A 12,084-nucleotide genomic window follows, 5' to 3' on the forward strand; every position below is an offset into this window, starting at 1 on the left:
GCCGTGCCATCCCCGTGGTCGCCGTAGCCCCCAGGGGCACGGCAGCGCCGTGCCATCCCCGTGGTCGCCGTAGCCCCCAGGGGCACGGCAGCGCCGTGCCATCCCCGTGGTCGCCGTAGCCCCTAGGGGCACGGCAGCGCCGTGCCATCCCCGTGGTCGCCGTAGCCCCCAGGGCACGGCAGCGCCGTGCCCCTACACAGCGTTCCTTTTGCGCTACTGCGTTTAATGGTTTTTGCCCTTAGTAAGACTTACCGTTCGCTCATTTGGAACCGCGTTTGGCAAATTGCTGCGTGAAGGCAAGCGAGCATAACGGAACGTGTGGCTAGGTGACCGCAGCCCAACCATTGGAGCTTGGTTGGGCGTAATCGGTAATCGTAGGGGCGCAGCAGCGGCCACCCCAATGATTCTGTCTGATTCCCAGAACACAAGGCCGCTGCTGCGCCCTGGGGCGGGAAGGGGTGGTGGCGTCTCTAGGTGCTCTTCCTCCACCAATGGCATCATGAATGGCGCAACAGGATGGCGGGAGGCTGCATGGCAGGGCGTAGCAGCGGCCTTTGGCTCGTTGTATGCACATGGTTTCCTGGGTGGCCGCTGCTACGCCCCTACATGTGCGGGACATGGATTGTTCCGCCCGACACAACTCGCCTATTTCCACGAACCGTCAAAGAAATGAGCGAACGGTAAGTGTATAGCTGAAAGCGTAGTTTTCGGTTCACCCCCGCGTGCGCGGGGACATCGCAATTCAGGCCGAAGGACGAGCAACGCCACGCGGTTCACCCCCGCGTGCGCGGGGACATCGGGCACGTTGCACTCCAACGGCGCTTGGTACACGGTTCACCCCCGCGTGCGCGGGGACATCGGGCGCGGGCGCTAGTCCAAGCGCCCGCGCAACGGTTCACCCCCGCGTGCGCGGGGACATCGTACCACATGCCGCTGGCTGACGGGCTGCGCCGGTTCACCCCCGCGTGCGCGGGGACATCTCGTCGATCGCCAATCGCTCCTGGAAGTACCCCGGTTCACCCCCGCGTGCGCGGGGACATCTGCATCGAGCACCACGGCCCCTTGCGCCGGGGCGGTTCACCCCCGCGTGCGCGGGGACATCGGCCGGGTACTCATCACCACGACGCCCTACGACGGTTCACCCCCGCGTGCGCGGGGACATCGCTTTTATAGGAGCCTCGCGTGGTTATCCCGAAGGTTCACCCCCGCGTGCGCGGGGACATCCGCCCGTGGTCGAGCACGTGGTCGAGCGAAACCGGTTCACCCCCGCGTGCGCGGGGACATCGCCGTTGACCTGAGCCAAGTTCTGCGCGATGCCGGTTCACCCCCGCGTGCGCGGGGACATCACTAGCTCCTAGCCCATTCTAATGCGATCTGGCGCGAAGATCAAGGCCAGAAGTCATGCAGCGCATTAGGACGCGGAATCTGTTTTTGGGTGGCAGTGGTTGCATGGCCTCTTGCCGCGATTTGGCGCATTAGGACGGGATGCGTACGAGGAAGAGCCCTTCGACCTCGATCACCTTGCGGTTGGTGGTGCCGCGACTGCGAATGGCAAATCCCTGCTCGTTGTTGGTCTGGTAGACGAGAAAGCCTGCGCCATCTGACATCTGTTCGCAGATCTGTTGCCAGACAAGATCGCGTACTTTGGCCGAGAGGCTGCCGACAAAGACGCCTGTGTGAATTTCAAGCATCCAACGCGAGAGTTCGCCGCGTACGCTCGCTGGGACACGCTCAAGGACGATGACGGTCATTCGCTATCCTCCGTTCCGTAGTTGGTGCCGCCGGCTACCTCGCCGTCTTCTGGATCCCAGAGACCACCTGGCCGTGCGGCGTAACGATCCATCAGCTCCGCTGCACGCTGATCTAGCCCCTCGACGGTGAAGAGTTTGTCGAGGTCGCCGACGATGCGTTCAAGGATGCGCTGTTCGCGGATGCGATCACGGCAGATGTGGCGCACTCGACTCTCAAGCCGACTCTCGCCAGCGGCGGTGCATTGAAAGGCGACGGGAATGGTGAGGTCGGCTTTGTAGAGATCGGCAACGTCGTAGACGAAGGAGAGCATTTTGCCGGTGTGGATGAAGCCGAGGGCTGGTGAGTAGCCGAGGGCGATGATCGCGGCATGGGCGATGCCGTACAGACAACTGTTGGCTGCTGAGATCGCTCGGTTGATCGGTTGCGCTTTGCGCCAGTCGTTCTGTTTGTAGAAGCGTCCGTTCCACTCCACGCCTGAGTCGCGGCTCCATTTGGCATACATTTCGCGTACCCGCACCCCCTCTTTGCCGCGAATCTGCTGGATGGTGAGTTCTGGATCGAGTGGGCCGGGAAAGCGCTGCTCGTACATGCGCCGCACGACCTGCATGCGTAGATCTGCGTCGCAGTGCATGGCCGCTTGGCGCAGCAGGTGCGCCGATGAGCGCGTTTCGCCCATGCCGAGCGCGTAGAAGCGTACGCCCTCTTCGCCAATCCAGGCGATGAGGCAGCCGTTGTCGGCGAGGATTTTGATGGCGCTGTGGGTGATCTTTGTGCCTGGGCCGAGCATGAGCAGCGAGAGCGCTGCCGATGGAATGAGCATTCTTCCGTTTTTGTCGATAGCGGTGATGGCGAGGGCGTCTTGCTCGATGATCGCATGCTCGATGTAGACATAGCTCCATCCGTCACGTACTCGTGGGAGAATATTGAGATCTTTGGGCATAATGTCTTTCTCTTTTTTTGTTCCGTTGTGGCGGCGAAGCCGCCACAACGGAACAAAATTTTCTTGGGGGAGGCGAAGCCTCCCCCCAAACCCCCGTCTCCTTTGGGGAGGCGAAGCCTCCCCCAAACCCCCGCCTTCGTGCGCATGGGACGCAGCCGTCGCCTTTAGAGGCCCATACTCGCAATCGAGAGTAGGCCGAAGCCGAAGGCTTTGCCGCTGCCGATGCCTTGGCTGAGGCAGGCGCGAAAGCGCTCTGCGTCGCTGACTTCAAGTTGCCCGCTGAAGATGGTGGTGCCGAAGGTGAGGGCCATTGTTTGGCCTCCCTCGCGTGCGGGGCGACGACCCCGTTCGTTGGCTTGGCGTGCCGCTTGCACGGCGGGAATGTCGGGTTCGAGTTGGGTCGCTACGAGCCGAAAGCCATGCTGTTCCCCTTTGCGTCCTAGCCAGGCGAGTTGCTCCTCTTCGCGCAGCAGGGCCACCCGCTTGCCCGCGAGGCGATCTTCGCGCCCCGGTAGCCGCTCGGGCAGTTTACGTGTGGGGTTGGCGCGTAGGCGGAAGAAGAGCGCTGTGCCGTTGGTGATGCGTGCATACTCTTCGTCTATCCGCCGCACCGCCGGGTTGCCCCGTTCGTCGAGATCCGGGCCAAGGTGGTGCGCCGCGAGCGTTGACCAGTCTGGTTCGTGTTGCGCTTGCACGAGCAGGCGTACCAGCATGGGACGTTGGGCGATCGTTTCGCTGCGGTAGAGGATGCCAAAATAGGCACGGGCCGATTGCCCCGCTGGGGCCGCCGGAAAGGCGGCGAGGACGCTGCGGTGCAGTTGGTAGATGTCGCTCACCATGCGACGTACCGCTGGCTGCCGTAGGTCGAGGATGAGGCGTGATAGGTACATCGTTTAGCCCTCCAGGGTGTTGATCGTATCGTCTGCCGGGGGTGTGGCCTGCTCATCGCTTGGCGGCAGTTGCCACCACTCTTCGCGCACGTAGCGTGGCCGAAAGACGCGCTCTGCTGCGACCGCGAGGTTGTCGTATTGCCAGTTGCCTTCGCCCGGCCCCGCTTCGAGCAGCAGGCGGAGCGCCGTCGGTCGCCGCTGCCGTTCGCCCCGCGCTGCCCACGCCTGCGTGACGCGGGGCGTGAAGGGGGCATGCTCTAGGGCGTCCCGCAGTTGGGCAAATTCGCCCTCGCCCGCGAAGATGGGCGTGCTTGGTACGCACGCTTTGCGTCCTAAGAAGTAGGGCCAGACCGGGTTCTGGAGGGCGTGGGCTAGGCGTGCGATGAGGGCCGGTTCGCCCTGTAGCGCAGCGAGGAAGCTGGCATCGGCGAGGTAGTGGCGCTCAGAAACGTCGGTTTCGGGCTCTTTGGTGGTCGCATTGATCTTGACCTTGATGCGCCCTTTGGCATCCACTTCACCCGAGAGGACGCCACCAACGTAGGGATCGTTGTGGTAGCGTGAGCCGCCATCGTGCGTGGTGTCACCATAGCGCCCGCCGCCGGTGGTGTGGTAGTCGCGTAGGCGTGTGCCAGGAAGATCGACGCGCACGCCGAGGCGGAGTTGGTCGCTGATCTGCTGTAGCTCAGGGCTGGTGCGGGGCAGGCCCATGGCGCAGCCCAGCAGCCCCACCACGCCCGATTTGGTGGGCGCATCGGCGCTGTCGCGTTCGCCCCAGCGAGCGCGTAGCCCCCAGGCCTGTAAGGGGCCTTCGAGGCGTAGGAAGAGAGTGTTCATTCGGTTTCTTCTTTCTTTTTTCTGGGTTTGGCGGCTGCGCCGCCAAACCCAGACGGGTGTGATCAGAATCTGTAGGGCTGCGCCCCACACCCCGCCGGACGGAGGGAGGATGCGAGGGAACCAGGTTCCCTCGCGCACCCTTCCTACACGTTGAGGATGCGAGGGAACCAGGTTCCCTCGCGCACCCTTCCTACGAGTTTTGGTCACACCCAAACCAGACAAAGGGCTTACTTTACGCTGGAAGCGAGCCACGCTACCAACTCGTCAAGCTTCGCGCACTGCTGCGCTCCATCCAGGGTGAAGGGGATGGTGCTCAGGAAGGCGCGTTCGGCGCTGAGGCCGTACATCCCGTTGATCTGTGGCACATACGTCGCTAACGCCTGCGCTGAGGCTTCCACGAGCGACTGTGTGCGGTTGGCGCGCACCGGCTTGACAAAGGCGTTGGTGTAGCTCAGCGCGATCTTCTGCTCGCGCACCTCCACCAGTACCAGATCGGGCAGGTTGTGGGCCGCAAAGCTGTTCTGCTTGCCGCTCGGGATGGCGAAGAGGGCCGCCTTGAGCAGCGCCCGCACCGTCATCGCCGCCACCGCCGTGTCGTTCTGCAAATTCTTCACCAAGCCCTCCCAATCCACCGAGAAGTACTTGTAGTAGGTGGCGCTGTTGAAACTCACCTCGCCAATAAAGCCCGCCCCCGTCTCGCCCGAGATGTCATCCACCGCCGTGTAGAAGTCAAACTCCTGCTCCACCGCGTGGGTCGAGAGGGCCGGCGCAACCTGAACCGCCGCCTCGACATTCTTAAAGGGGCTGGAGGTGGTCATACGCCCAAACATGGCGATGTCAGCCGCGTGGGGCTCATACTCGCCAATCGCCTTCACCAAGGCCTCACCGCTGAGGCCGTTGAGCGCCGCTACCCCCTGCTCACGGGCGATCTGGGTGAGCTTCGCCGCCAACTGGTCAATCTCGGTGTTGGTGAGGAACATCAACTGTGCCGTCTTGACCCGCTCTTCGCCTGTGTTCGCCGCCGCTTTGCCCTTCTTGCCTTTGGCGGGCTTCCCCTCATCCTCCGCTTCACCCGCCGTCGTCTTGCTCTCTCCCTTGCCGAGGCGGGCGGCAGCCTGCACAATTGCCGCCGTTACCGTGGCATCTAGCCCCTCCCCGGCCAGCCGCTTGCCCACCTCGTCGGGCAGCAGTTGCGTGCGCGTCGCCAACAGCTCCGGCGTCGCCGCAAACTCGCTGCGGAAACTCTCCGACCAACGGATACTCCGCTTGAGCGCCTGGCTCGAAATGCGCGCCCGCCGCACATCGCCAAAGAGGGCGTCCTTGGGGTCGCCATTGTCGTCACGGTTGAGGTTCGAGGGGGCGTGGTTCTGCAAGAGATGGATTGCGATCAGCATCTGGGCCTCCTAAGATATTTTCACTGTCTGTTTAGGTTACGCCATCCGGCGGGGGTTTGGGGGAGGCGAAGCCTCCCCCAAAAGAACCTTTTTGTTCCGCGTTGGCGGCTGCGCCGCGCCTATGAGGGGATGGGCGGGAACCTGGTTCCCGCCCGTCCCCTCACTCACCGACAAAGTAGTTGCGCGCCCAGCGCAACTGGATGTAGCGTTCGGGATGCTCCCAGGCCAGCAGGTCTTGGAGCAGTTGCGCCCAATCAATGGTCTGTTCGCTGGCAGCGGCCAAGCGCACGATCTGGCGTAGACGGAAGGGGAGTTGCTCGCTGTTGCTGTCGAGCAGGCTCTGAAAGCGGCGATCAATGCTTTCGCTCTCCCGTGTCTGCCGCACGCGGCGCATGGTCTGGCCGAGGTTCGTGCTGTCGTTGCGCGAATCTGCCAGCGGGTAGAGGGTAGCGACGAGGAAGTAGATCTCCTCTTCAAACGCACGGCCAGCCAGCGCATAGGGGAGCGCCTGGAAGAAGACGCGCTGCACATCGCGCGCCTCGTTGAGCCGTCGTCCGGCGTTGCGCTTGAGGCGCGCCCGTCCGGCGGCGTCGAGCCGCTCCAGGTTGGCCACAAACTCGGCGATCTGCCGCTGTCGCGGCGTCGATTCTTGGTTACTCACCCAGCCACTCCTTTCGTTTGCCATACAAGCGCCGTCGCGCCTCTGCGTCGGCCTCCACCCGTGCCCGCAGCGCCTCGCTCTGCGAACCCGCCTGCTCGGCGGCGGCTTGGAACTGCTGCAACCCCTCGCGGATCAGATGGTTTATCCATTCACGCTCCACCTCCTCGCGTTGCGCCTCATCGCTGAGGTTATAGATGAATTGACGAAAGCGGGGGGCTAACGCCGCCCAGTAGTTGGTGGTCATACGCGCCCGCACCGTCTTGAAGCGGGCCAACTCCGCCTTCTGCCCGCCACGGTCACGCGCCGGGCGAAAGTGGTGGTCAAAGCTCGATTCCAAGACAAAGCGCACCTCATCAGCTTGCTTCAGCGCCTGCTCAATGAGATATGCGGCAGCATCATCGTTGAGTAGCGCGGGCGGGGCATCGAGCGCCTCGTCGAGCCATTCGTCAACGATGGCCTTGCCAGGTGGGTTGCGTATACTAGTACACCGGAAACGCAAAATATCGTTGTCTTGCAGAACCCCATAGTCATCAATCAGCTTCCCTAGCTGTTGCAAGACTTTAGGACGAAGTACACTCTTGTCAGGTTTACCTAGCAAGAGCGTGCTGTACTCACGCCAGAGCGCCTTGCCCGCTTCAAGACGAACAGGCCTTGGTTCACCATCGGCTTTGTCCTTTCCACGCGGTTTGCGCAATGCAACGAAGGGATCATCCCAAACAGGACCACTTTTACTCAGCCAGTGTCCCATTTCGAACAGCATACTACTCACACTTATGGGAGTCTGCTGACCGCAATGGGTGCATCTTGTCGCCTTGACTTGAGGGTAAAGCCTGATGCGTCGCGCAGGGAAGGTAAGACTTTCTAAATAGCCAACCGCCGACACTTCTTGGCTTTTTCCGATAACATTATGCTGATTCCAAGCTGTGTATTCTGCTCGATCAGGATCGGCTGTGCTAGGGATGAACCCTAGCGTAACTAATGAGCATGCAAGAGAATAAAACAGCGTATGGCCTACAGGGAAGATGTAGATTGGTGGCTCGCCGTTGATAGAAGGGCGATTCCCCGATCCTCCAGACATCACAAAAGCAGGTATCGTGATGAGGCCGCGAGCGCAGCAGGCTGGGCAAAACAGATGATCCTCATCGCGAACATGGTGATAGAGGGTGCGATTTGTGGCAGTCGGAACTTCTGGGCAGAGATACGTTATCGGCTTCGCTTCGCCCCAGGCATGCTTCTGGCCCTTGGCTGGCTTCTGCCAACCATCCAGCGGCACATCGCCCGTCTGCATGAAGGGAGTCGTCGGGTGGAAGAGGGCGAAGCGCGGCCCATACTCTTTGCCAAAGGCGTCAAGTTCGCGCTCGGCAAACTGCCCGCGTTCTAGCAACTCGGCGAGTGCCCCCAGATCGGGCGGGGCGTAGAGCGCCTGGAGGATGGCGACGAGTAGCCGGTGGCTGCCCCCCACGACGAGTGGCGATGGATCGGCGAGGGCGGCGAGGCGCGCTGCTTGGGCCAGCGTCTCCGCGATGCTCAATGTGGCACTCTGGCCATCAAGACGGGTTACTCTGATCCAGGGATCATGCCAGAGGTTGAAAGGGTAGGCGGGTTCGTTCATAGCTCCTCCTCAAAGGTTGGGCCGAATTGCCCCTCAGCTTTCGTAATCACCAAGCCAAGATCGCGGTCAAGACGCACCATGCAGCCATTGATCGTAGCCGCGTGGCTGGTCGGGTCGAGCCGCAAGGGGTGAACCCCGCGCAGCGTCTGCGGCAGATCAGGCCAGGGCCAATGCAATGCACGCGGGCGGCGCTCGGCCTGGTAGGCTGCAATCAGCCGCCAGTCGCTCACCGGCACGGCATGGTTAAGGATCTCCTTCTGCCCCTCTAGGTCAGTTGGGCTGTCGAGCGAGAGCGGCAAGGTACCTGCGGCATCGAGCGCGAGGCGATCATCACATGCGTAGACCGGCACGAGCGTGACGCGGTCACCCAGGCGCGTCTTGGCCAACTGCCAGAGCGCCGCCTGGCCCGCCTCCTCCTCAATGCAGGCGATCCCGCCGTCAACCGTGATCGCATCACTACTGATCGCCTCCGGCGTCAGCGGGCGGCGCGCCTGCGCCTCCTGCTCCTTGGTCGCCTTCAGGTAGGCGGCGTGGGTCGCCGCGATCTGATCGGCAAAACGAGCGTCTGGCGCAGGGCCAGCGCCATAGACCGCCTCAATCAGCGGGCGATAGTCTTGGGGCAGCAGAATGGGGCAGCGACCATCCGTGGCGCGCGCCGCCAACGCGGCCCAACTGCGCCAGAGGATGTAGGGTTGGTAGATGGGCGCCCAACGCTGCCAGTCGGGTAACCCGTCGCCATCCAGCGGGGCCACCACCTCCAACACCGGCTCGCGGTGGCGCTGGGGGCGCTTCCCGTCGCGCAGATGGCGGTGCAGCCGCCCGGCCCGCTGCAACAGCAGATCGATGGGGGCCATATCGCTCACCATCACATCCACGTCATAATCGAGGCTCTGCTCGAGCACCTGAGTTCCCACAACAATGAGGGGCTGCTCGGCGGTACGTTTCGTCTGCTTGCCCACATTGGCCTCAATCCACGCCTCGCCCCGTTTGCGCGCCGCCAGGGGAAAGCGGGCGTGGAGCAGCATCCGTTGACTCTGCTCGGGCAGCCGCTCCTTGAGCGCCGCATAGAGCGCCTGGGCATCATCCACCCGATTGCAGAGCCGCGCCACCGCGCCACCCTCACGCACCAGATCGAGCAGATAGGCGGCTTCCGCCGCGACCGTATCGCGTGCTGGCATCATGCGGAGCGTCAACCGCAGGCGTCCAAACATCTGATTACTGGTTGCCATCGTCGGCAGCGCAAAGAAGATCTCATCCACCCCGCGCACTGCCGCAACCTGACGCGCCAACGCCAACGCCGCCTCCGTCTTCCCCTCGCCCGTCGGCGCTTCAATCAGGGTCAAACTGGGCGAAGCGAGATCGCCAGCATTCCACTGATCGAACAGCGCCTGCAGCGGGCGCGGCGGCCCCTGACCGGGAAAGAGCGTCGCAAAGCCCTGGTAGTCAACGACTGGGCGCACGGCCCGTAGGTGGTGGCGATCCAGAGCGTGCTGCGCCCGTTCACGCGCCAGCGCCACATAGTCCGCCGCAGCCAAGCCGGGCGTCGCGGGAAAATCATACTCATTGGAACCCATCCAATCGCACCAGACGATAAAGCCGGTCAGCGCCACCGTCGCCACACGAACCTCCGCCGGGCTACCCATAGCAGCCAGCCCACCAGCGGGGGCCAGCAGATCGCGTAGCAGCCGATAGCTCGCTTCACGCCACGTTGCCCAACGCGACTCACCCTGTTCGGAAGCGCGCAAACGTTTCCGTATATCCGCCATCTCTGCTTGGGCAAAGCGCCCATGGTGGCCACCCATCGCATCGCGCAACGCCCACACCAACTGACGCGAGACCCCCGGCTCGTGGGCCGCAAGCTGCTCATGCAACCAGAGCGCACTTACTTCCGCATGGTAGATCTGCGTCTTGCGCCGCTTGAAGCGTACCCCCAACTGCTGCAGACGCTCGCATTGCGGCTCTACCTGCGCCTGAAAACCAGCCGCAACCTTGCCCAAATCGTGGGTCGCAATCAAAAAGGGCAACCACGCCACCAACGCAGCGGGGTCACAACCGCGCCAAGCGTGAAGCAGCGCCCAGCGCAAACGGGGCGCTCCAGCGCGCAACAGCGCCTCAGCAACCAGTGCCACATCGAGCATATGGAAGATCGCCGGATGAAAATCGCTCACCGGAGCGTCCCGTTTGGGCGTCTTGCCCCAGAATTGGATCAACAGAGGATCAAGTGTCATGAAATAGCCTCTAGGTATCGAGTGCAACCTTCCCTAACGGTCACCCCGTTATCCCTCCTATCATACCCATTACCTTTGAACATGCCGTATTATCAAGAAGGCTCAAGCTCATTGGGACGCCATGTTCGGCAATCTGCAATCTGCAATCTACAATCGTAAATGGTATCACCCACTTCAATCTGCAATCTGCAATCTACAATCGTAAATGGTATCACCCACCTCACCATGCTATACTATGCTATAACATTGGGGGGGCAGAGGAGGTTCGTTTATGGTACGTTGGTTCTGTTCGTTCACCCTGCTGTTCGCAATGCTGATGGCCTCGCTACCAAGCCAGGTTGCAGCGGCACCTGCGACTCAGACGGCGACCCCGCAAGCATTTGTCTATTTTCCCGAGACGGGGCATAACGTCGGGTTTGAGGTTAAGCAGTTCTTTGATGCTCATGGCGGCCCGCGCACCTTTGGCTTGCCACTGACCGAATTGATCGTGGCGGGCGATGGTTTGCAGGCGCAATATTTTGAACATGCGCGGCTTGAATATAATCCCAATGCACCAGCGGGTCAGCGGGTTCAGGTGACGCGCGCGGGGGCTTTGATGGCGGCGGGGCGTACAGAGCCTGCCTTTGATTGGTTGGCGGCTTCGCCTGACCCTGAGCGCACTTTTTTCCCCGAATCGGGCCATACGATTGGCGGTGCCTTTGGCTGGTTTTGGCAGACGAATGGTGGCATCCCCGCCTTTGGCTATCCCATCTCCGAGGAGTTCTATGAGTGGGATGCCGCGAGCGACCGTGAACGTCTTGTGCAATACTTTGAGCGTGCCCGTTTCGTCTACCACCCAGAGCAGCAGGGTAGCTCGCGTGAGGTGACCCTTACCCCCTTGGGACGCCAATTGCTTGCGGGCGATCCAGTAGCTCAGGCGGCAACTGCGCCTGTACCAGAGATTGCGCTCTTGGGCGAAGCCAGTACGGGCTTTCCCGCCTCGTCGTATGAACGGGTTACCAATATTAGCCGCGCAACCGAGATGACCCACGGCAGCGTGGTGCCCGCCGGAACCGAGTTTTCGTTCCTGGCAATTGGTGATTTCTCGGCAGAGAATGGCTTTGTTGAGGGCTATGCGATTGTGGGCGGACGGCTCGAGCGCGTGATTGGCGGGGGTCTTTGCCAGGTCTCGACCACCCTCTTCCGTGCGGTCTCCAATGCGGGGTTGCAGATCACGCGGCGGGTAGGCCATAGCCATATCGTCAACTTCTACGAAAATATCTTGGGCTTCGATGCGACCGTCTTTTCGCCCAGTGTTGATTTTCGCTGGCGCAACGATACGCCAGGGCCGGTCTATGTGATCGGTATCACTGATGTAGCGCGTGAGCGAGTGACCTTCCAGATCTATGGGATTAGCGACGGGCGTAGCGTGCGCTACGAAGGGCCGACGACGCGCAACTGGCGCCAGCCAGGCACCGCAGTCTGGCAACTGGATCGCCAATTGCCCGCAGGTACCGTGCAGCAGTTGGTGCATGGTCGCGCTGGGGTGGATGTGACCTACACGCGGATCATTACGCGCGCCAATGGCACAACGCGGGTTGAGCCCTTCTTTACGCGCTATTTGCCTTGGGATGATTTCTTCATCTACGGCCCAGGCGTGACCCCGCCGCCCGGAGTGCGTGTTTTGCCGCCGCGTAGATAAGAACAGAACGAAGGAACAGAAGAACAGAAGAACAGAAGAACAGAAGAACAGAAGAACAGAAGAACAGAAGAACAGAAGAACAGAAGAACAGA

9 protein-coding genes and 1 CRISPR repeat array are annotated in these 12,084 nt (G+C 61.9%); of the genes, 1 reads left to right on the top strand and 8 read right to left on the bottom strand.

Annotated features, from left to right (window positions below; all coding sequences use genetic code 11):
* The first annotated feature begins 709 nt into the window (after positions 1–709).
* A CRISPR array of direct repeats spans positions 710–1,346; the repeat unit is 28 nt; unit sequence GGTTCACCCCCGCGTGCGCGGGGACATC.
* 129 nt (positions 1,347–1,475) lie between these two features.
* The 8 genes from cas2e to CJ255_RS19065 all read right to left on the bottom strand — a co-directional run bounded on the left by cas2e (position 1,476) and on the right by CJ255_RS19065 (position 10,311).
* Positions 1,476–1,751, bottom strand: coding sequence for a type I-E CRISPR-associated endoribonuclease Cas2e (gene cas2e / locus CJ255_RS19030; RefSeq protein ID WP_097645673.1), 276 nt, complete (start codon positions 1,749–1,751; stop codon positions 1,476–1,478).
* Positions 1,748–2,692 (bottom strand): type I-E CRISPR-associated endonuclease Cas1e, encoded by a 945-nt coding sequence (gene cas1e / locus CJ255_RS19035; RefSeq protein WP_097645674.1) that lies wholly within the window; start codon positions 2,690–2,692, stop codon positions 1,748–1,750. Before cas1e ends, cas2e begins: the two co-directional genes overlap by 4 nt.
* 164 nt (positions 2,693–2,856) lie before the next feature.
* A complete protein-coding gene (cas6e, locus tag CJ255_RS19040) occupies positions 2,857–3,582 on the bottom strand; it encodes a type I-E CRISPR-associated protein Cas6/Cse3/CasE (protein ID WP_097645675.1) in 726 nt (241 codons plus the stop codon).
* Positions 3,583–3,585: 3 nt separating this feature from the next.
* Positions 3,586–4,416 (bottom strand): type I-E CRISPR-associated protein Cas5/CasD, encoded by an 831-nt coding sequence (gene cas5e, locus CJ255_RS19045; protein WP_097645676.1) that lies wholly within the window; start codon positions 4,414–4,416, stop codon positions 3,586–3,588.
* A gap of 227 nt (positions 4,417–4,643) precedes the next feature.
* The gene (gene cas7e, locus CJ255_RS19050; RefSeq protein ID WP_097645677.1) at positions 4,644–5,810 is read right to left on the bottom strand and encodes a type I-E CRISPR-associated protein Cas7/Cse4/CasC; all 1,167 of its coding nucleotides are present in this window, start codon (positions 5,808–5,810) and stop codon (positions 4,644–4,646) included.
* Positions 5,811–5,970: 160 nt separating this feature from the next.
* Positions 5,971–6,471: a type I-E CRISPR-associated protein Cse2/CasB gene (casB, locus tag CJ255_RS19055; protein WP_165774807.1), complete on the bottom strand. Its 501-nt coding sequence runs from the start codon at positions 6,469–6,471 to the stop codon at positions 5,971–5,973.
* The gene (casA, locus tag CJ255_RS19060; RefSeq protein WP_097645679.1) at positions 6,464–8,083 is read right to left on the bottom strand and encodes a type I-E CRISPR-associated protein Cse1/CasA; all 1,620 of its coding nucleotides are present in this window, start codon (positions 8,081–8,083) and stop codon (positions 6,464–6,466) included. Before casA ends, casB begins: the two co-directional genes overlap by 8 nt.
* Positions 8,080–10,311 (bottom strand): CRISPR-associated helicase/endonuclease Cas3, encoded by a 2,232-nt coding sequence (locus CJ255_RS19065; RefSeq protein ID WP_097645680.1) that lies wholly within the window; start codon positions 10,309–10,311, stop codon positions 8,080–8,082. Before CJ255_RS19065 ends, casA begins: the two co-directional genes overlap by 4 nt.
* A gap of 271 nt (positions 10,312–10,582) precedes the next feature.
* Between CJ255_RS19065 and CJ255_RS19070 the strand changes: the two genes are divergently transcribed.
* Positions 10,583–11,992, top strand: a complete 1,410-nt coding sequence (locus tag CJ255_RS19070) for a VanW family protein (protein ID WP_245863583.1) — start codon at positions 10,583–10,585, stop codon at positions 11,990–11,992.
* The last annotated feature ends 92 nt before the right edge of the window (positions 11,993–12,084 follow it).

Source organism: Candidatus Viridilinea mediisalina (assembly GCF_002532535.1).
Classification (GTDB): Bacteria; Chloroflexota; Chloroflexia; order Chloroflexales; family Chloroflexaceae; genus Viridilinea; species Viridilinea mediisalina.